Origin of the sequence: Mycobacterium sp. E342, assembly GCF_001667665.1 — a bacterium.
Classification (GTDB): domain Bacteria; phylum Actinomycetota; class Actinomycetes; order Mycobacteriales; family Mycobacteriaceae; genus Mycobacterium.
The window spans coordinates 39,862-58,613 of record NZ_LZJM01000074.1 but is presented as its reverse complement, the minus strand read 5'-3'; the positions used below and the strand labels follow the sequence as shown (position 1 = coordinate 58,613).

General features: G+C 69.9%; 17 protein-coding genes and 1 pseudogene. 8 read left to right on the top strand and 10 right to left on the bottom strand.

The genetic code is table 11. The features are described from left to right. Positions 1-742 (top strand): annotated as a pseudogene (locus tag A5692_RS04445) (hypothetical protein); the annotation flags it as partial. A gap of 1 nt (position 743) precedes the next feature. Here A5692_RS04445 and A5692_RS04440 read toward each other — a convergent pair. From A5692_RS04440 to A5692_RS04430, 3 genes are all read right to left on the bottom strand, one after another. Then, positions 744-1,106 (bottom strand): hypothetical protein, encoded by a 363-nt coding sequence (locus A5692_RS04440; RefSeq protein ID WP_068052646.1) that lies wholly within the window; start codon positions 1,104-1,106, stop codon positions 744-746. A 72-nt stretch (positions 1,107-1,178) separates the two neighbouring features. Continuing rightward, the gene (locus A5692_RS04435) at positions 1,179-2,276 is read right to left on the bottom strand and encodes an SAM-dependent methyltransferase (protein ID WP_068052642.1); all 1,098 of its coding nucleotides are present in this window, start codon (positions 2,274-2,276) and stop codon (positions 1,179-1,181) included. Between the two features lie 16 nt (positions 2,277-2,292). Further along, positions 2,293-3,249 (bottom strand): SDR family oxidoreductase, encoded by a 957-nt coding sequence (locus A5692_RS04430; protein WP_068052639.1) that lies wholly within the window; start codon positions 3,247-3,249, stop codon positions 2,293-2,295. Here A5692_RS04430 and lnt point away from each other — a divergent pair. Then, the gene (gene lnt / locus A5692_RS04425) at positions 3,248-4,783 is read left to right on the top strand and encodes an apolipoprotein N-acyltransferase (protein WP_082962354.1); all 1,536 of its coding nucleotides are present in this window, start codon (positions 3,248-3,250) and stop codon (positions 4,781-4,783) included. The two genes, A5692_RS04430 and lnt, sit on opposite strands and share 2 nt — an antisense overlap. A gap of 45 nt (positions 4,784-4,828) precedes the next feature. Here the strand turns inward: lnt and A5692_RS04420 are convergent, their stop codons facing one another. Both A5692_RS04420 and A5692_RS04415 read right to left on the bottom strand, forming a co-directional pair. Further along, positions 4,829-5,452 carry an MBL fold metallo-hydrolase gene (locus A5692_RS04420; protein WP_068052634.1) on the bottom strand — a complete coding sequence of 208 codons (624 nt, stop codon included), beginning with the start codon at positions 5,450-5,452 and terminating at the stop codon, positions 4,829-4,831. Next, positions 5,452-6,537, bottom strand: a complete 1,086-nt coding sequence (locus A5692_RS04415) for an S-(hydroxymethyl)mycothiol dehydrogenase (protein ID WP_068052631.1) — start codon at positions 6,535-6,537, stop codon at positions 5,452-5,454. Before A5692_RS04415 ends, A5692_RS04420 begins: the two co-directional genes overlap by 1 nt. Positions 6,538-6,619: 82 nt before the next feature. Here A5692_RS04415 and A5692_RS04410 point away from each other — a divergent pair, with 82 nt between their 5' ends. The 3 genes from A5692_RS04410 to A5692_RS04400 all read left to right on the top strand — a co-directional run bounded on the left by A5692_RS04410 (position 6,620) and on the right by A5692_RS04400 (position 9,153). Further along, positions 6,620-7,681: a class I SAM-dependent methyltransferase gene (locus tag A5692_RS04410; RefSeq protein WP_068052628.1), complete on the top strand. Its 1,062-nt coding sequence runs from the start codon at positions 6,620-6,622 to the stop codon at positions 7,679-7,681. Beyond that, on the top strand, positions 7,681-8,499 hold the full coding sequence (locus A5692_RS04405) for a serine hydrolase (RefSeq protein WP_068052624.1): 819 nt from the start codon (positions 7,681-7,683) through the stop codon (positions 8,497-8,499). Before A5692_RS04410 ends, A5692_RS04405 begins: the two co-directional genes overlap by 1 nt. A 141-nt stretch (positions 8,500-8,640) precedes the next feature. Further along, the gene (locus A5692_RS04400; RefSeq protein ID WP_068052621.1) at positions 8,641-9,153 is read left to right on the top strand and encodes a DUF3145 domain-containing protein; all 513 of its coding nucleotides are present in this window, start codon (positions 8,641-8,643) and stop codon (positions 9,151-9,153) included. A 4-nt stretch (positions 9,154-9,157) separates the two neighbouring features. Here A5692_RS04400 and A5692_RS04395 read toward each other — a convergent pair whose 3' ends face one another. After that, entirely contained in the window at positions 9,158-10,066 is a 909-nt protein-coding gene (locus A5692_RS04395; protein ID WP_068052618.1) for a diacylglycerol kinase, read from the bottom strand. Then, a complete protein-coding gene (locus tag A5692_RS04390; protein WP_068052673.1) occupies positions 10,063-11,643 on the bottom strand; it encodes an FAD-binding oxidoreductase in 1,581 nt (526 codons plus the stop codon). The genes A5692_RS04395 and A5692_RS04390 overlap by 4 nt, the downstream gene beginning before the upstream one ends. A 47-nt stretch (positions 11,644-11,690) precedes the next feature. Here A5692_RS04390 and A5692_RS04385 point away from each other — a divergent pair, with 47 nt between their 5' ends. Further along, positions 11,691-12,266, top strand: coding sequence for a TetR/AcrR family transcriptional regulator (locus A5692_RS04385; protein WP_068052615.1), 576 nt, complete (start codon positions 11,691-11,693; stop codon positions 12,264-12,266). Further along, positions 12,263-13,807 carry a glycerol-3-phosphate dehydrogenase/oxidase gene (locus tag A5692_RS04380; RefSeq protein WP_068052613.1) on the top strand — a complete coding sequence of 515 codons (1,545 nt, stop codon included), beginning with the start codon at positions 12,263-12,265 and terminating at the stop codon, positions 13,805-13,807. Before A5692_RS04385 ends, A5692_RS04380 begins: the two co-directional genes overlap by 4 nt. Here A5692_RS04380 and A5692_RS04375 read toward each other — a convergent pair. Next, positions 13,804-14,235, bottom strand: coding sequence for a nucleoside deaminase (locus A5692_RS04375; RefSeq protein WP_068052610.1), 432 nt, complete (start codon positions 14,233-14,235; stop codon positions 13,804-13,806). The two genes, A5692_RS04380 and A5692_RS04375, sit on opposite strands and share 4 nt — an antisense overlap. Positions 14,236-14,335: 100 nt before the next feature. Between A5692_RS04375 and A5692_RS04370 the strand changes: the two genes are divergently transcribed. Next, a complete protein-coding gene (locus A5692_RS04370; protein WP_068052607.1) occupies positions 14,336-15,883 on the top strand; it encodes an FAD-dependent monooxygenase in 1,548 nt (515 codons plus the stop codon). 77 nt (positions 15,884-15,960) lie between these two features. Here the strand turns inward: A5692_RS04370 and A5692_RS04365 are convergent, their stop codons facing one another. Beyond that, positions 15,961-17,382 carry an acyl-CoA carboxylase subunit beta gene (locus A5692_RS04365; RefSeq protein WP_068052603.1) on the bottom strand — a complete coding sequence of 474 codons (1,422 nt, stop codon included), beginning with the start codon at positions 17,380-17,382 and terminating at the stop codon, positions 15,961-15,963. Between the two features lie 47 nt (positions 17,383-17,429). Next, on the bottom strand, positions 17,430-18,689 hold the full coding sequence (kasB, locus tag A5692_RS04360) for a 3-oxoacyl-ACP synthase KasB (protein WP_068052600.1): 1,260 nt from the start codon (positions 18,687-18,689) through the stop codon (positions 17,430-17,432). Positions 18,690-18,752: the final 63 nt, after the last annotated feature.

The following is an 18,752-nucleotide window of genomic DNA, read 5'->3' as shown; positions in this document are numbered from 1 at the left end:
CGAGGTGTCCGCGGCGGCGACGGCGGCTTCGGTGTCGGCTTCGGCGCCCGCCGCGCCCGTCACGGCGACCGCGCCGGCGCCCGGCGTCCGGGGAACCCGTCCGCCGGAGGCGACCGCGACGGCGCAGGCCGCTCCGTCGGCGGCGATCACCGGCGCGGCTCCCGTGCGGGCCTGGTCGCTGACCGGCAAGCAGCCGCAGGTCACGCCCGCCCCCGCCGGCGAAGAGACCACCGACGAGCCCGCGGCCGCCAAGCGCAAGGGCCGCCTGTTCCGGCTGCCGGTCCTGGCCGCGGTCGTCGGCGGGGCGGCGGCGGTGGCGCTGGTGGGGACGGCCCTCACGATCGGCCTGACCTCGGCGAACAAATCCGCGACGACGCCGGCGCCGGGCGTGACCAGCAGCCCGGTTCCCGCGCCGCCCGCCCACACGGCGACCGCCCAGCCGCCGTCGCCCACCGAAGAGGCTCCCGCCCCGTCGACCACGGACACCAACCCGCCCGCCAACACCGAGACGCCGTCGACCAGCGTCCCGTCAGCCAAACCGCAGCAGGCGCCGCCGCTGGCGGCCGCGCCGCGTCAGGCGATCCCGCGGATACCGGAGGTCCCGCCCATTCCGGCGGTCCCCGGACTCAACGAACCCATCCCCGGTCTGGACCGGGTCAACCAGATCATTCAAGGCATTGGGGGAGACTTGGGCATCAGCGGCATCCCCCAATTGGACCCTCAGCTGGGAACGACCCGATAGGTCAACGCTTTTCGCCCTTGTTCTCCGCCTTCGCGGCCTCTTTGAGGTGCTCGTTGAGGGTCTTGTCCTTCTCGATCTGGTCCTGCAGAGCCTGCTCGTCGCGCGAGTCGTCTGCCTTCGCCTGACTGTCGGAATCGGCACCCTCGGGCACTTCGTGCCTGGGGTTGCCGTCCTCGTCCAACCACTCGTTGACCGCGGTCCCCGACACGCTTCCCCCGGTGCCGGGCAGCACGATGGTGGGCTTTTCCTTGTAGGCCTCCATCATCTCGGCGGCCTTCTTCTTGTCGCCTTCGTCCGGCTCCGGCTTTTCCGTCAGCTTTTGATCGGTGTCTTGATCAGCCGATTTATCGTCCTGGACGCTCATGCATCAAACCCCCTCGCAATCGCATGTCGCGATGTTCGGGGGGTTACCCGTTGCGGCGTTGTGTCGAAACTCTCACTGCCGCGATCGTTCGCGCTTGACCAGCTCGACGAGCGCCAGCGGGATCCGCATCGGCTCGGGCGCGCTTGACAGCCGCTCCGCGACCGCCTGCTCGAGCTGGTCGACGAACTCCCCGGCCCGCGCGTCGCGGACGCCGCCGTCCAGCCCGCGCACCAGGGCGGGGAACAGCGCCGCGCGGGCGAAGGCCGCCCACTGCGCCCCGAAGGCCTCGGCGTCGTGGTCCACCCGGAATCGGGCCCAGAATCGATCCTCGGCGGTGAACAAGTCGAGACCGTCGATCGACAGGCCTTCGAAGCGTCCGCTGGGCGAGAACGGCGCGCGAAAGTCCTTCTCGCTGCGGGCAAATGTGGGAATGGTCATGCGCCGGGCCTCGTCCTGGCGCAGCAGGCCGTCGCGCACGTGCTCACGCAGCGCCGCGAGCATCGCGTCGAGCAGCGTCGGGAAACCCGGCGTGCCGTCCTCGTCGAGGGCGATCGTCATCACCACCAGCCGCCCGTCGGGGGCCAGTTCGCGGCCGCGGAACGCCACGAAGTTGTGCCAGTCCAGGGCCGCCTGGTCGGCGTAGGCCGCGTGCACCGTGTCGTCGGTGCTGTAGGCGACGTGCACGTGGTCGTGCACCTCGCCCGGCATCGTGCTCAGCCACTGCGTGGCCCACGATGACCAGCCGAGGTTGACCGTCTGTGACGGCACGATCTGGCCGTAGAAGGACCGGCCGATCGACGACGCGAACGTCGCCGCGTCCAGGTGCAGGTAACTCTCGGGGTCGTCGGACAGGGTGTGGAACAGCGCCGAGAAGTCGTTGTCCGGTATGTCGGTGTGCGCCACCAGGATTGCGTGGTCGTGCCGGGTCCGCCGACGCAGCACCGTGATGGCCGCGCACAGCGGCTTGAGCGAATTGTGCCCGTTGGCGGCGCCGTAGTCGGCGATGACGATGGGCTGCGGAGGCTTGGGCAGCGTCACCTGCTCGGCGGCCCGCTCGAACAACGCGATGGCCGTGGCCAGCCCGGCGGCCTGCAGCCGCGACGACTGCGTGTACACGGGTTCGGGCCGGACCACAATGCTCGATTCGGGCATCCGAGGTTCAGGCCGCATGGCCCAACGATAGTCGTCAGCCGGACGTGGGGTAGCTCACGCCGGTCAGCTGCTCGGAGAGCTCCCAAAGCCGTTGGCAGTCAGCCTCGTTGCGGGCCCACTCGGGCACCTTGGCCGGTCGGACCCCACCGCCGGCGGCCTCGTAGAATCCGCGGGGCCCGTAGTACGCGCCGCCCTGGGCGTGCGGCGCGGCCGCGGCGTAGAGCGCCGGAAGGATGCCCTCGTCGATCTCCTGCCACAGGAACGGGGTGAACCGCCAGGACGCCTTGTAGAGCCGTTCCATCAGCGAGGGCTTGTCGCGGCCATGCGAGGGCCCGGCGATCTGCAGGTTGGTCTTGGTCAGGCCGGGATGCGCGGCGTTGGACATGATGCCCCAGCCGGCCGCGCGGCTGCGCCGGTCCAACTCGAGGGCGAACATCAACACCGCCAGCTTCGACTGGCCGTAGGCCGACATCGCCGCGTAGGACTTCTCGAACTGCGGATCGTCGAAGTGGATCTTGGCGTTCTGCCGGGCCGCCAGGCTGCTCAGGGTGACGACGCGCGCCTTGCCGGCGGCGCGCAGCAGCGGCAGCAGGTGGCCGGTGAGGGCGAAGTGCCCGAGATGGTTGCTGCCGAACTGCAATTCGAAGCCGTCGGCGGTGGTGTCGCGTTCGGGCGGCGTCATGACGCCGGCGTTGTTGATCAGGATGTCGATGGGGCGGCCCTCGGCGTTGAGCTGCTCGCCCAGCGCGGCGACCGCGGCCAGCGACGACAGGTCCAGCGACTTGATGGTCAGCTTGGCGTCGGACACGGTGGCGCGGATCTCTTCGATCGCCTTTTCGCCTTTGGCGCGATTGCGGATCGCCATGACGACGTCGGCGCCGGCGGCCGCGAGCCGCCGGGCCAGGCCGAAGCCCAGGCCGCTGTTGGCGCCGGTGACGATCGCCAGCTTGCCCGACAGGTCGGGCACCGTGGCGACGAGATCGTTGGCCATGCGAATCACTCCCTTCGTGTGTGCGCCCCGTCATAGTGTGCTCTTTGTGTCGGCTCGTCGACAGCGCATCCGCGGCTGGGCGGCCGCGTTGGTCCTCGGTACGCTGCCGGCGCTTGCCTTTCCCGCGCCGTCGTGGTGGTGGCTGGCCTGGTTCGGCCTGGTGCCGCTGCTCCTGTTGGTGCGGGCCGCACCTTCCGAATGGGACGGGGCCGTGCGGGCCTGGTTCGGCGTCGCCGGATACATGCTGGCCACGCACTACTGGCTGGTGACGTTCGTCGGCCCGTTGCTGGCGGTGATGGCCGCCGGCTTGGGTGCGCTCTGGCTGCCCTGGGGCTGGTTGGCGCATCGGTTGCTGTCCGCGCCGGCCGAACTGGGCCGAACGGTCGCCGCCATGGTGGTGTTGCCCAGCGCGTGGGTGGCGGCCGACGCCGTGCGGTCCTGGCCGCCGCTCGGTGGGTCATGGGCGGCACTGGGCGCGTCCCAATCCGCGCAGCCCGTCACCCTGGCGTCGGCGTCGTTGGGCGGGGTATGGCTGACGAGTTTCCTTGTGGCCGCGGTCAATACGGCTCTGGTGGGTGCTGTCGTGCACCGCGAGGTGTTCGGTCGGCTCGTCGCACTGGGCTGCGCGGTGGGCCTCGCGGCGGTCGGCCCGGCCTGGTATTTCCTGGGCCCGTCGCCCGCCGACGGTCGCACGGTGCGGGTGGCGCTGGTGCAGCCCGGCGACATCGCCGATGCCGGCGCGCGTCAGGCCGCAAGCGAGGGGCTCACCGCTTCGGTGGCGGGGCAGCGCCCGGACTTGGTGGTCTGGGGGGAAAGCAGCGTGGGATCCGACCTCTCCAGCCACCCGGAGGTTGTGGCGCGGCTTGCCGAATTGTCCCGGCGGGTGGGCGCGGACCTGTTGGTCAACGTCGACGCGCCCGCGCCCGGCGGTGGGATCTACAAGTCGGCGGTGCTCATCGGGCCGGGCGGAACGTTGGGCACGTATCAGAAGACCCGGCTGGTGCCGTTCGGCGAATACGTGCCGCTGCGACCGCTTTTCGGCTGGATCACCCGCCACAGCAGGGCCGCGGCCGAGGACCGGCAGCGCGGGACCGGGCCCGTCGTGTTGCACGCCGGCGCCGTGGCGATCGGCCCGCTGGTCAGCTACGAGACCCTGTTCTCCGACCTCGCCCGCCGGGAGGCGCAACTGGGGGCGGAACTGTTGGTCTATCAGAGCTCCACGTCGTCATACCAGGGGAGTTGGGCGCAGCCGCAGCTGGCCGCGCAGCCGGCGGTGCGCGCCGTCGAGGCGGGCCGCCCGGCCGTGCACGCCGCATTGTCCGGCGACAGCTCGGCCTTCGACGCGCAAGGCCACCGGCTGGCGTGGTGCTCGTCGAACGTTCGCGGCGTGACCGTGGTGAGCGTGCCGCTGCGTTCGCGCGTCACGCCCTACCAACGGATGGGCGATTGGCTACCGGTGCTGGCCTTCGTCGTCCTCGTCCTAGGGTTCGTGCGCTGGCATCGCCCGGCCCGCAGCGCCACACGGCGTGGATGAGCAGCCGAAGCGCCGGATCCTCGAGGGGCGCCCGCGGACGCGACCTCAGTGACCCCGGGCCACCCACTCCTCGTAGTGCACGATCTCGTCGCCGATCGTGGTGCTGTCGCCATGGCCCGTGTGCACCACCGTCTCGCCGGGCAGCTTGCCCAGCCGCTCGGAGATGGACTGCAGGATGGTCGGGAAATCCGAATACGAGCGGCCGGTCGCGCCCGGGCCGCCGGAGAACAGGGTGTCCCCGCTGAACAGCACACCCATGTCGTGCGAATACCAGCACACCGACCCCGGGGAGTGGCCCGGCGTATGCAGCGCGCGCAGCTCCGTCCCGCCGATCGTGAGCGTCTCGCCGTCGGAAATGGAGCGAAAGTCGCTGTCGGGATGCGTCATTCGCCAGAGCACCTCGTCGGCCGGGTGCAGCAGCACCGGCGCGTCGAGCGCCTTGCCCAGCTCCGGCGCGACCGTCACGTGGTCGTTGTGGCCGTGCGTGCACACCACCGCGACCACGTGGCGTCCATCCACCGCCTCGATGATCGGCTCGGCCGTGTGCGCGGCGTCGAACACCACCACGTTGGAGTTGTCACCGATCAGCCAGATGTTGTTGTCGACTTCCCAACTGCCGCCGTCCAATTCGAACGTGCCGTGGGTCACCACCCGCTCGATGTTCACCATCAGAGCATCACCACCGACCGCAGCACCTTGCCCCCGTGCATCTTGTGAAACGCCTCCTCGACGTCTCCGAGGCCGATGCGCTCGGAGACAAACCTCTCCAGCGGCAGCCGGCCCTGCAGGTAGAGGTCGATCAGGGTGGGAAAGTCGCGCTCGGGCAGGCAGTCGCCGTACCACGACGACTTCAGCGACCCGCCGTGGCTGAAGAAGTCGATCAGCGGCATCTCGAGCTTCATGTCGGGCGTCGGAACTCCCACCAGCACAACGGTTCCCGCGAGGTCACGGGCGTAGAAGGCCTGCTTCCAGGTTTCGGGCCGGCCGACGGCGTCGATGGCGACGTTGACCCCGAACCCGTCGGTGAGGTCCTGGATGGCCTCGACGACGTCGGCCTCGCGGGCGTTGACGGTGTGGGTGGCGCCGAACGTGCGGGCCAGGCCCAGCTTGGTGTCGTCCACGTCGACCGCGATGATGCGCCTGGCCCCGACCAGCGCGGCGCCGGCGATCGCGGCATCGCCGACGCCGCCGCAGCCGATCACCGCGACGGTGTCGTCGCGGGTCACCGCGCCGGTGTTGATCGCCGCGCCGATGCCGGCCATCAGCCCGCAGCCGAGCAGGCCCGCGACGGCCGGGTCAGCGGCGGGATCGACCTTGGTGCACTGGCCGGCGTGTACCAGCGTCTTGTCGGCGAATGCCCCGATGCCCAGCGCGGGCGTCAGCTCCGTGCCGTCGGTCAGCGTCATCTTCTGGGCCGCGTTGAAGGTGTCGAAACACAGGTGCGGGCGGCCGCGCTTGCAGGCCCGGCACTGACCGCAGACGGCCCGCCAGTTCAGGATCACGAAGTCGCCCGGCTCGACCGCGGTGACCCCGGGCCCGACCGCCTCGACCCGGCCGGCGGCCTCGTGGCCCAGCAGGAAGGGGTACTCGTCGTTGATGCCGCCCTCGCGGTAGGTCAAATCGGTGTGGCACACCCCGCAGGCGATGACGTCCACCAGAGCCTCGCCGGGTCCGGGGTCCGGAACGACGATGTCCACCAGCTCGACGGGTTCGCCCTTTTTTCGTGAAATCACGCCGCGCACTGTCTGACTCATGGCCACCAACCTACGGTGTACCGTCGCTGACCATGCGCGCCGGTGACGATGCAGAGCTAAGCGATGAGGAGGAGCGGCGCATATGAACGGAGCACCCGAGACCGCTGAGGAATTCGCCGGACGAATCGCCGCGGCCATCGACGGCGCCAGCCTGACCCTGCTGCTGAGCATCGGGCACCAGACCGGTCTGCTGGACACGATGGCCGGATTGGCGCCGTCCAGCAGCGCGCAGATCGCCGAAGCGGCCGGCCTCAACGAGCGCTACGTGCGCGAGTGGTTGGCCGGCATGACGACCGGACGCGTCGTCGACTACGACGCCGCCACCGCCACCTACTCGCTGCCCGCGCACCGCGCCGCCGTGCTGACCCGGGCGGCCGGGCCGGACAACCTGGCCCTGGTGGCCCTGTTCGTCCCGCAGCTCGCCGAGGTCGAACAGAAGATCATCGGCTGCTTCCGCGACGGCGGCGGCCTGCACTACGGCGAGTTCCCCCGCTTCCACGCGCTGATGGCCGAGCAGAGCGGCGTCGTGTACGACAAGGCGTTGGTCGACGTCGTGCTGTCGCTCGTCGACGGGCTCGTCGAGCGCCTGCGCCGCGGAGCTGACGTGGCGGACTTCGGCTGCGGGAGCGGCCACGCGATCAACGTGATGGCCTGGGCGTTCCCGGCCAGCCGCTTCACCGGCATCGACTTCTCCGACGAGGCCATCGCCGTCGGTGCCCGCGAGGCCGCCGACCTCGGCCTGGCGAACGCGACCTTCGAGAGCCACAACCTGGCTGAGTTGGACAAGGCCGAGGCCTACGACCTCATCACCGTCTTCGACGCCATCCACGACCAGGCCCAGCCCGCGCGGGTGCTGGAGAACATCCACCGCGCGCTGCGGCCCGGCGGCGTCCTGCTGATGGCCGACATCAAGGCGTCCAGCCGGCTCGAGGACAACGTCGGCGTGCCGATGAGCACCTACCTCTACACCACCTCGCTGATGCACTGCATGACGGTGTCGCTCGCCTTGGACGGCGCCGGTCTGGGCGCCGCCTGGGGGACACAGCTGGCCACGGCGATGCTGGGCGACGCCGGGTTCGGCGACGTTCGAGTGGTGGAGATCGAGTCCGACCCGATCAACAACTACTACATCGCCTCCAAGTGATGGCGGCCCTCGACGCCCTGGACGACTGGCCGGTCGAGGCCGCCGCCGCCGCGGTGATTGGGCCCGGCGGGGTACTGGCCAGCCACGGCGACACCGGGCGGGTCTTCGAGCTGGCGTCGGTGACCAAGCCGCTGGTGGCGCGCGCCGTGCAGGTGGCCGTCGAAGAGGGCGTCGTCGACCTGGACACCGCCGCCGGGCCGCCGGGCGCCACCATCCGGCACCTGCTGGCGCACGCGTCGGGCCTGGCCATGCACAACGATCACGTGCTGGCCGCCCCCGGGGCGCGGCGCATCTACTCCAACCACGGCTTCACGGTGCTGGCCCAGGCGGTGGAGCGCGAGTCGGGGATCGACTTCGGCCGCTACCTGGCCGAGGCCGTGTGCGAACCCCTGGGCATGGCGGCCACCCGGCTGGACGGCGGCGCGGCGGCCGCCGGGTTCGGGGCGAAGTCGACCGTGACCGACCTGGCATCCTTCGCCGGCGACCTGCTGCGACCGGCGACGGTCTCGGCCGAGCTGCACGCCGAGGCGACGACCGTGCAGTTTCCCGGCCTCGACGGCGTATTGCCCGGCTACGGCGTCCAGCGGCCCAACGACTGGGGGCTGGGCTTCGAGATCCGGGACGCGAAATCGCCGCACTGGACGGGCGCGGGCAACTCGCCGCGAACCTACGGCCATTTCGGCCAGGCGGGGGGCTTCATCTGGGCGGATCCCGCACGCGACCTGGCCCTGGTGGCCCTCACCAACCGCGATTTCGGGGACTGGGCGCGGCAGCCGTGGCCTGCGCTTTCCGACGCCGTGCTGGCCGAATACGCCTAAGGGAAAATGCACACTAGCGCAACACGGGTATCACAAGGCACAATAGACACGCACGACACACAAAATAGTTAGCAATCCTGCTTTCCAGGTGCCGCCAGGTCGTTGGGGAAGACGTCCCTCGCGGAACCGAAGGAGCAGGAAATGCGTTCGTCGAATCAATTCGCCGACGTGACGACTGGCGTGGTGTACGTGCACGCCTCGCCGGCGGCGGTATGCCCGCATGTCGAGTGGGCGTTGTCGTCGACCCTCGGTTCGAAGGCGAACCTCACGTGGACCCCGCAGCCGGCCATGCCCGGACAATTGCGCGCGGTCACCAACTGGGTCGGGCCGGTGGGCACCGGCGCGAGGCTGGCCAACGCCTTGCGCTCCTGGTCGGTGCTGCGGTTCGAGGTCACCGAGGACCCCAGCCCGGGAGTGGACGGCCAGCGGTTCAGCCACACCCCACAGCTCGGCCTGTGGAGCGGGTCGATGAGCGCCAACGGCGACGTCATGGTCGGGGAGATGCGGCTGCGGGCGCTGATGGCGCAGGGCGCCGACACCCTGGCCGCCGAGCTGGACACGGTGCTCGGAACGGCGTGGGACGACGCCCTGGAGGCGTACCGCGACGGCGGCGAGGTCGGCGAGGTGACCTGGCTCAGCCGCGGCGTCGGCTAGCCCCTCAGCCCCGGCGCAGGATCTGCAGCGCGCCCGGAACCGCGGATATCTCCGCGGGCAGCGGGCAGGCGAAGTCGCCGTCGGCGTAGACGTTGATCCCGGGGCACTCGACGTGGATCGACTTGGCCCGCGTCGTGCTCACCTCGTCGAGGTCGATGTGGGTGCCCTTCATCACGGTGGGGAACAGGCGGACCAGCTTCGTCCGCGACGCCGAGTGCACCATAGTGATGTCGAGCAGGCCGTCGGTGGGATCGGCGTGCGGGCAGATCAGCATGCCGCCGCCGTAGCTGCGCGTGTTGCCGAAGGCCGCCAGCGTGATGTCGTCATCGATCTCCCGCGTCCCGTCGAGCACCATGCGAAACGGTAAGAGCCGCAGTTGCGATAGTTCGGCGAGCATCGCCAGGTAGTAGCGCAGCCGCCCGTGCGGCCAGGTCATCCGGTTGGCCCGGTCGGTCACCAGGGAGTCGAATCCGGTGGCGGCCACCGTGCCGAACCATTTCTCGCGCCCGTTGCTGTCGCGAATCTTCCCCAGGTCGACGGTTTCGGTACAGCCGTCGGCGACGATGTCCGCCGCGGCTTCCGGATCCTTTGTGGGAAGGTCGAATTCCCGGGCGTGGTCGTTGCCCGTGCCCGCCGCGACGATGCCCAACGGGACGTCGGTGCCCCCCAGCACCTGCAGCGCGTTGGAGACGACGCCGTCGCCGCCGGTCGCCATGACGGCGTCGGCGCCCTTGTCCAGAGCCGCGCTGACCAGATAGCGCGCGTCCTGGGCGTCGTCGCCGATGATCTCGACGACCTCCACGCCGCGGTGGTGCAGCCGAGCGATCGCCAGCTGTGCCGCCCGGATCGCCGCGCCGTGCCCCGAAACCGGATTGGTCAGCGCGATCACCTTCGCGATCTCGCGCCGGCTCATGGAATCAGCTTGCCGGGGTTGAGGATTCCGGCCGGGTCCAGGGTCGCCTTGACCGCACGCAGGACATGCACCCCGAGCTCGCCGACCTCGTCACGCATCCACGGCCGGTGATCGGCGCCGACCGCATGGTGGTGGGTGATCGTCCCGCCGGTGGCCATGATCGCGTCGCACGCCGCCTTTTTGGCGGCCCGCCATTGTTCGATCGGGTTGCCGCGCTGCCCGGCGACGACGGTGAAGTACAGCGACGCGCCGGTGGGGTAAACGTGCGAGATGTGGCACATCACCAGCGCGGGCGTGCCGCTCGCGGACAGTGCATCGGTAAGCGCGTGCGTCACAGCGGCTTTGAGCGCGGGAATGTTGGACCAGTCGGTGGCCGTCTCGAGCGTCTCGCACAGCGCGCCCGCCGACAGCAGCGAGTCGCGCAGATACGGCGCACCGAACCGCCCGTGCTCCCACGCCCGCGCCGGCGCTTCACCCAGCGACGTTCCGCCGTGAGCCGCCAGCAGCGAGCTGGTTTCGGCGTGCCGGCTTTCGACGTGTTCCTTGGTGCCCTCGAACACCGTGATGCCCAGGCAGCCACCGGTGACCTGGCTTTCGCCGATCGACTCGGTGGTGGCCAGATTGACCCCGGTCTCGGCCTCGTCGGAAAGCCGGATGACCGTGGGGCCGGTAGCCGTCTGGGTGACGGCGCGCAGCGCCGCGGCGCCGGTCTCGAAGTCGGGGAAGGACCACGCCTCATAGCGGACGGCCTCCGGCACCCGGTGCACGCGCAGCCGCACCCGGGTGATGACCCCGAAGACGCCCTCCGACCCGATCATCAGCTGACGCAGGTCAGGGCCCGCGGCGGACTCGGGCGCGCGGCCCAGGTCCAGGGTGCCCACCGGCGTGATCACGCGCAGGCCGCGCACCATGTCGTTGAACCGGCCGTAGCCCGCCGAGTCCTGCCCGGACGAGCGCGTCGCGGCGAAGCCGCCGATCGTCGCGTATTCGAAGCTCTGCGGGAAGTGGCCGAGCGAAAAGCCCTGGGCGCCAAGCAAACGTTCCGCATCCGGCCCGGTGACGCCGGCTTCGAACACCGCCTGGCCGGACACTTCGTCGAGCGAGATCAGTCGGTCGAGGCGGCGCAGGTCGAGGGACACCACGGCTTGGAACTCGCCGCGAATGGGATCCAACCCGCCGACCACGCTGGTGCCGCCGCCGAACGGAACGACGGCGATGCGGTGGTGGGAGCAGTAGCGCAGGATCGTGGCAACGGCGTCCTCGTCGCCGGGCAGCAGGATGGCGTCGGGCGCATCCTGCACCCCGGTGTCCTTGCGGCGCAGCAGGTCGAGCGTGGACTTGCCACCGGCGTGCAGCAGTCGATCCCGGTCGTCGGTGCGGCAGTAGGTGGCGCCGACGAATTCGGCGAGCGCCTCGCGATGCGCCTGTGACAACGCCGACGGGCGCACGCGCACCGCGTCGGGTGCGAGTTCGGCCGCACCGGAATCCTCCACTCCCACCGCCTGTTTCAGCAGTGCCCGGATTCCCTCGGAGAGCGGCTTGGCCGCCGCGGGGTCACCCCACGCGTTCCACTTCATCGGGGGGAGGAGGCCCTCGGGTTGCGTCATGCGTTACAGTATTACACATGCTGTCAATCAGTAACGCACCAGCGGTGGTGGACACGGGGGAGCGCATCCTCGCGGCGGCAGCCAGCTGTGTGGTCGACTTCGGGGTGGACCGGGTCACCCTGGCCGAAATCGCCCGGCGCGCCGGCGTCAGCAGGCCCACGGTGTACCGGCGCTGGCCGGACACGAAGTCGATCGTGGCGGCGCTGTTGACCGGGCACGTCACCGAGGCGATGCGGAACGCGCCGCTGCTCGGTGATGACCGGGAATCGCTGGTGCGACAGATCGTCACGGTGGCCGACTTGCTGCGACGGGACCGGCTCGTCATGTCGGTCCTGCACTCCGAGCTCGCGCCGATCTACATCACCGAACGCCTGGGGACCAGCCAGCACATGCTGATCGACGCCCTGGCCGCCCGGCTCGAAGTGGCCCAGCGCACCGGCAGCGTCCGCGCCGGTGACCCCGTCCAGCTGGCCACGATGGTGTTGCTGATCGCCCAGTCGACCATTCAGTCGGCCCAGATCGTCGAACCGATCCTGGACGCCGACACGCTGGCCGGCGAGCTCGCCTACTCGCTGAACGGATACCTGTCGTGATACCCGACCCCACCGCGCTGAACGCCGCACGCCGCGCGGCGGACCTGACGGCGCTCGCCGAGGGCGAGCCGCTGGACGTCCTCGTGATCGGCGGCGGCATCACCGGCGCCGGCATCGCCCTGGACGCCGCCTCCCGGGGCCTGCGGGTGGCGTTGGTGGAAAAGCGCGACCTGGCCTTCGGCACCAGCCGCTGGAGCTCCAAGCTGGTGCACGGCGGGCTGCGCTACCTGGCCACCGGCAACGTGGGCATCGCCCGGCGCAGCGCCGTCGAACGCGGAATCCTGATGTGCCGCAACGCGCCCCACCTCGTCCACGCCATGCCGCAGCTGGTTCCCCTGCTGCCGTCCATGAGCCGGGGCAAACGCGCCCTGGTGCGCGCCGGGTTCCTGGCCGGCGACGCGTTGCGGGTGCTGGCGGGGACGCCGTCGTCGATCCTGCCGCGGTCGCGCCGGGTCGGGCCGGAGCGCGTCGCGCAGATGGCGCCGACCGTGCGACGTGAGGGCCTGGACGGGGGCCTGCTGGCCTACGACGGGCAGCTGATCGACGACGCCCGGCTGGTCACCGCGGTCGCTCGCACCGCCGCACAGCACGGCGCCCGGATCCTGACCTACGTGGCGGCGTCGAAGGCGACCGGCACCGCGGTCCGGCTGACCGACCAGCGCACGGGGGAGTCGTTCGACGTCTCGGCCCGGGCGGTCATCAACGCCGCCGGGGTGTGGGCGGCCGAGATCGACGACCTGTTGCGGCTGCGCCCCAGTCGCGGCACGCATCTGGTGTTCGATGCCGGCACCTTCGGCAATCCCACTGCGGCGCTGACCATTCCGATACCCGGCGAGCTCAACCGGTTCGTCTTCGCCATGCCCGAGCAACTGGGCCGGGTCTACCTGGGGCTGACCGACGAAGCGGCTCCGGGCCCGATCCCGGACGTGCCCACCCCGTCGGCCGAGGAGGTCGCGTTCCTGCTCGACACGGTCAACACGGCGTTGGGGGCGGCGCTCGGCCCGGCCGACGTCATCGGCGCGTACGCGGGGCTGCGACCGCTCATCGACACCGGCGAGGGCCGCACCGCCGACGTCTCGCGCGAGCACGCCGTCGTCGAGTCGGCGTCCGGGATCATCAGTGTGATCGGCGGCAAGCTCACCGAATACCGGTACATGGCGCAGGACGTGCTGGATCGCGCCGTCAGCGTGCGGCACCTGCGCGCCGCCAAGTGCCGGACGCACGACCTGCCGCTGATCGGCGCGCCAGGCAACCCCGGGGCGCCCGGTACGGGTGGGGTCGCCGGGTTGCCCCTGTCGCTGGTGCGGCGGTACGGGGCCGAGGCGGCCAAGGTCGTCGCCACCGCCTCCTGCAAGCGCCCGACGGAGCCGGTGGGCGAAGGCATCGACGTCACCCGGGCGGAATTCGAGTACGCGATCACCCATGAGGGCGCCCTGGACGCCGCCGACGTCCTGGATCGGCGCACCCGCATCGGGTTGGTGGAGTCCGACCGCGAGCGGGTGGCCGCGGTGGCCGAGGAGTTCGTGCAGCGGTTCGGTTAGGGCGCCACGCCGATGTCCTCGTGCCACAGGTCGGGATGCTCGGCGATGAAGGCCGACAGCATCGCCGCGCAGCGGTCGTCGTCGAGGACCGTGACCCTGACCCCGTTGGCGGCCAGCCAGTCCTGGCCGCCGCTGAAGTTCCGGCATTCGCCGATCAGGAGCGAACCGATGTTGAACTGGCGCACCAGGCCGCTGCAGTACCAGCACGGGGAGAGCGTCGTCACCATGACCGTGGCGCGATAGTCCCGCTGCCGGCCGGCCGCACGGAACGCGTCGACCTCGGCGTGCAACGAGGGATCGCCGTGCTGCACACGGCGGTTGCGACCGCGCCCGAGCAGCACCCCGCCCGCGGTGAACAGCGCGGCCCCGATCGGGATGCCGCCCTCGGCCAGGCCTGCCCGCGCCTCATCGAACGCGACGTCCATCATCGCCGCCGGGGGAAGAGTCACGACGTCATCTTCCGTCAGCGCGGAGATTCCGGGCGATTATGGCTGTAAATATCGAATGATAGTTACTATCATTTTGTCTATGACGACCACGCGCGTTCCCGTACTCATGGTCGGCGCCGGCGCCGGCGGCCTCGCCACCTCCGCATTGCTCGCCAGGCATGGGGTGCGTTCGCTGCTGGTCGAGAAGCGGCATGAGGTCTTCATCTATCCGAAGGCCCGCAACCTGAGCTTTCGCAGCCTGGAGATTCTGCGCGGCCTCGGTCTCAGCGACGAGGTACACGCGGTGGCCGACCGTGTCTCGACCATGATGGTCAGGCCCGCGCTCAACAGCCCCGAGGAAAAGCTGGCCATCGACGTCAACGCGGTCTTCGCGGGCCTCGACGCGCTGAGCCCGGAGCCCGCGGCGCAGTACTGCCCGCAGAGCAGGCTGGAGCCGATCCTGCTCGCCGAAACCCGGCGACGGGGTAGCGAGGTGCGCTACGGGACGGAATTGCTGTCGCTCGAGCAGGACGGGGCCGGTGTCACCGCGGTGGTGCGCGACCGGAAGTCGGGGGAGTCGGAGACGATCCGCGCCGACTACCTCGTGGGCGCGGACGGCGTGCACAGCCCGACCCGAAACTGGTTGGGCATCACCACATCCGGCTATGGCGCACTGCCGATCTACGTCGTGTTCATCTACTTCCGGGCGCCCTGGACGAAGTTCGTCTCGCACCTGGCCGACGGTGATGGCGTGCAGGTCAAGAACGCCGACGTCGACGGCATCTTCCTGCGGGTCGAAGGCGATCTGGGCATGTTCATCACCATGTATTTCCCGGGCAGGGGCGAGACGGCCGACCAGTTCACGCCGCAACGGTGCCGCGACCTGCTCACCAAGGCGATCGGCGAGCCGATCGACATCGACGTCATCGAAGTCGCGGCGTGGCAGCCCCATGAGCAGGTCGCCGACCAATTCCAATGCGGCCGTGTCTTTCTCGTCGGCGATTCGGCGCACACCATGCCGCCGTTCAAGGCCGGGGGAGCCAACACCGCGATCCAGAGTGCGCACAACTTGGCGTGGAAGCTCGCCGCCGTGTTGGACGGGAGCGCAGGTCCGGCGCTGCTGGAGACCTACCACGCCGAACGCCATCCGGTGGGGCGATTCGCGGCGCGCCAGTCGCTGACCGGCCCGACGCTTGCGGTGCTCCCGTTGAGCGACGACCGCCCGCAGCTGCCCGCCGACGAAGAGTGCTCGATGTTCGAGTTGCTCATCGGATACCGCTACCACTCGGCGGCCATTGTGAACGGTCCGGGCGAGCCGGACGCGGTGCAACTGGTCTCGGAGTTGCGCGCCCAGCCCGGCACCCGGGTCCCGCACGTGTGGGTACGCGACGGTGTCTCGACGCTGGACCTGCTGGGCCCGGGATTCACGGTGCTCACCGGCGACGAGCGCTGGTGTGCCGCCGCGACTTCGGCGTCGGTGGCCGCGCAGCGCGTCTACAGCGACGAGTGGGCGGCGGTCACCGGGCTGGCGCTCGAGGGGGCACTGTTGATCCGCCCGGACGACTTCGTCGGCTGGCGCTGTGACGCGCTACCCGCCGACCCGGAAGGCGAACTGCGGCAGGCGCTTACGACGATCCTCGGTCGCTAGAACGCCGCGAGCCTAACCACACTGCGAATTTCTCTGGGATTTTTCGCAGTGTGGTTAGGCTCGCGGCAACAGGCGAATTACAGCGGGATGTTCTTGTGGCGTCCGCGACGCGCCGGCGCCTGGGCCAGCGCCTCGGTGAGCTTGCTGCGGGTGTGCGACGGGTCGATCTTCTCGTCGACCACACCGATCTCGATGGCGCTGTCGACACCACCGGCGATCTTCTCGTGCTCGGCCGCGAGCTCGTCGTGCAGCGCCTCGCGCTCATGATCGGCCGCGGCGGCCAGCTTCTTCTTGTGCAGGATGCCGACGGCGGCCTTGGCGCCCATCACGGCCACCTCGGCGTCCGGCCAGGCGTACACCTTGGTCGCGTTGAGCGACCGGGAGTTCATCGCAATGTAGGCCCCGCCGTAGGTCTTTCGGGTGACCAGCGTGACCCGCGGAACCGTGCACTCGCCGAAGGCGTGCAGCAGCTTCGCGCCGCGGCGCACCACGCCGCCCCACTCCTGGTCGACACCGGGCAGGTAGCCCGGCACGTCCACGACCACCACCAGCGGGATGCCGAACGCGTCGCAGAGTCGCACGAAACGCGCTGCCTTCTCGGCGCTTTCGGAGTTCAGGCAGCCGCCCAGCCGCAGCGGGTTGTTCGCCAGCACGCCGACCGTCCGGCCGGACAGCCGGCCCAGCCCGATCACCATCGACGGCGCCCAGTTGGCCTGGAACTCGTCGAACGGGGTCTCGTCGTCCAGGATCGCGGTCACGATCGGACGCACGTCGTAGGCCCGCCGCGACGATTCCGGCAGCAGCGCGTGGATGTCGGTGTCACCCGCTTCGGCCTTGGTGCGGTCGAAATGCCCCTGCTGGCAGAACAACCCGACCAGGCGACGACCGCGCTCGTAGGCGTCGAGCTCGTCGTCGGCGACGATGTGGCACACCCCGGACTTCTTGTGGTGGGTCTCCGGGCCGCCGAGGGACGCCATGTCGACGTCCTCACCGGTGACGCTGCGCACCACGTCGGGCCCGGTGACGAACACCCGGCTCTCGGGCGCCATCACGATGACGTCGGTCAGCGCGGGGCCGTAGGCGGCGCCGCCGGCGGCGAAACCGACGACCACCGAGATCTGCGGGATGTATCCGGACGCGCGGATCATCGCCTCGAACACCGTCCCGACCGCGTGCAGCGCCTTGACGCCCTCGGCCAGTCGGGCCCCGCCGGAGTGCCAGATCCCCACGATCGGGCTCTGTTCCTCGATGGCGGTGTCGTAGGCGTTGACGATGTGCGCGCAGCCCTCGACGCCCATGGCGCCGCCCATCACCGTTCCGTCGGTGCAGAAGGCGATGGTGCGCACACCGTTGACGGTGCCCGACGCCGACAGCACACCGGAGCGGTCACGCTCGTGCAGCAGCTCGACGCTGCCCTCGTCGAAGAAGTTGCTCAGACGCAGCAACGGGTCCCTGGGGTCGAGCGACTCGCCGACCGACGCGGGGGCCATGATTGTCATCGCAAGGTCTCCTGTTCTCCGGTGTGCTCTCGGTTGAGAAGCGGTGATCAGTACCGCCCGAACACGATCGCGACGTTGTGCCCGCCGAATCCGAACGAGTTGTTGATCGCGTACTCGTAGTTGCCCGGCCGCGGCTTACCCGACACCACGTCCAGATCAATCTCCGGGTCGAGGTTTTCCAGGTTCAGCGTCGGCGGAACGACCTGGTCCCGCAGGGCTTGCACCGTCAGGATCGACTCGACCGCACCCACCGCGCCGACCGAGTGTCCCAGCGCCGCTTTGGGCGCGTAGACCGCGGCGTTCCCACCGTGGGGGCCCAGCGCGTTGTTGATCGCCTTGCCCTCGGCGACGTCACCCACCGAGGTGCCGGTGGCGTGGGCGTTGACGTGCTGGATGTCGGAAGGCGACAAGCCCGCGAGCTGAATCGCCCGGCTCATCGCGTGCCCGGCCCGCAGCCCGTTGGGATCGGGCGCCACCATGTGGTAGCCGTCCGAGGTGATGCTGGCACCCATGATGCGGGCCAGGATGTTGGCCCCACGAGCCTTGGCGTGCTCCTCGGTCTCGATCACCATGAGCGCCCCCGCCTCGCCGAACACGAAGCCGGTGCGGTCCCGGTCGAACGGCCGGCACGCACCCGCCGGGTCGTCGTTCTTGGTCGACATCACGATGCGCATCTGGGCGAACGCCGCGATCGGCACGGCTTCGATCTTGGTCTCCACACCGCCGCAGATGGCGATGTCGGCCTCACCGAAGACGATGTTGCGCCACGCCTGGGCGACGCCCTCGGAGCCGGACGCGCACGCCGACACGGGGGTGATCACTCCCGCCTTGGCGTGCCGCTCCAGGCCCACCGCCGCCGCGGCGCCGTTGGGCATGTACTTCTGCACCCCCAGCGGGGAGACCGCCTTCATGCCACGAGCGCGCATGTCGTCGTAGCTGAAGACCATCTCTTCCGAGGAGCCCAGGCCGGTGCCGATGGACACCATCAAGCGGTCGGAGTCGACCTCGGGCGAGCCGGCGTTCTCCCAGACCCGCCGGCTCAAGATGGTGGACATCCGCTGCAGATAACCCGTCCGGCGCAGCTCGACGCGGGTCATCTGACTGTCGAATTCCTCCAACAGATGGCCGCCGATCTTCACCGGCAGGTCGAACTCCTCGACGAACGGGTCCTCGAGCCTGCGGATACCACTTTGGCTGTCCAGCAACAGCTTCCAGGTGGTTTCGGCATCAGTTGCCAGAGCGGTCGTCATGGCAACGCCAGTGACGACCACGTTCGGGAGCGTTTTCCCGGTAACCAGCTCTGTCATGGGTCTTGCGAACGTTCCTTCCGTACTTGTCGGCTCCTTCCCGGGTCGATCACGGCCCGGGTC

Coding starts and splice junctions, on each gene's coding strand:
- A5692_RS04365 (WP_068052603.1), bottom strand. CDS start 17,382: ATGACAATCATGGCCCCCGCGTCGGTCGGCGAGTCGCTCGACCCCAGG.
- A5692_RS04410 (WP_068052628.1), top strand. CDS start 6,620: ATGAACGGAGCACCCGAGACCGCTGAGGAATTCGCCGGACGAATCGCC.
- kasB (WP_068052600.1), bottom strand. CDS start 18,689: ATGACAGAGCTGGTTACCGGGAAAACGCTCCCGAACGTGGTCGTCACT.
- A5692_RS04400 (WP_068052621.1), top strand. CDS start 8,641: ATGCGTTCGTCGAATCAATTCGCCGACGTGACGACTGGCGTGGTGTAC.
- A5692_RS04390 (WP_068052673.1), bottom strand. CDS start 11,643: ATGAAGTGGAACGCGTGGGGTGACCCCGCGGCGGCCAAGCCGCTCTCC.
- A5692_RS04415 (WP_068052631.1), bottom strand. CDS start 6,537: ATGAGTCAGACAGTGCGCGGCGTGATTTCACGAAAAAAGGGCGAACCC.
- A5692_RS04405 (WP_068052624.1), top strand. CDS start 7,681: ATGGCGGCCCTCGACGCCCTGGACGACTGGCCGGTCGAGGCCGCCGCC.
- A5692_RS04435 (WP_068052642.1), bottom strand. CDS start 2,276: ATGCGGCCTGAACCTCGGATGCCCGAATCGAGCATTGTGGTCCGGCCC.
- A5692_RS04375 (WP_068052610.1), bottom strand. CDS start 14,235: ATGATGGACGTCGCGTTCGATGAGGCGCGGGCAGGCCTGGCCGAGGGC.
- A5692_RS04385 (WP_068052615.1), top strand. CDS start 11,691: ATGCTGTCAATCAGTAACGCACCAGCGGTGGTGGACACGGGGGAGCGC.
- A5692_RS04440 (WP_068052646.1), bottom strand. CDS start 1,106: ATGAGCGTCCAGGACGATAAATCGGCTGATCAAGACACCGATCAAAAG.
- A5692_RS04370 (WP_068052607.1), top strand. CDS start 14,336: ATGACGACCACGCGCGTTCCCGTACTCATGGTCGGCGCCGGCGCCGGC.
- A5692_RS04420 (WP_068052634.1), bottom strand. CDS start 5,452: ATGGTGAACATCGAGCGGGTGGTGACCCACGGCACGTTCGAATTGGAC.
- lnt (WP_082962354.1), top strand. CDS start 3,248: ATGCGAATCACTCCCTTCGTGTGTGCGCCCCGTCATAGTGTGCTCTTT.
- A5692_RS04430 (WP_068052639.1), bottom strand. CDS start 3,249: ATGGCCAACGATCTCGTCGCCACGGTGCCCGACCTGTCGGGCAAGCTG.
- A5692_RS04395 (WP_068052618.1), bottom strand. CDS start 10,066: ATGAGCCGGCGCGAGATCGCGAAGGTGATCGCGCTGACCAATCCGGTT.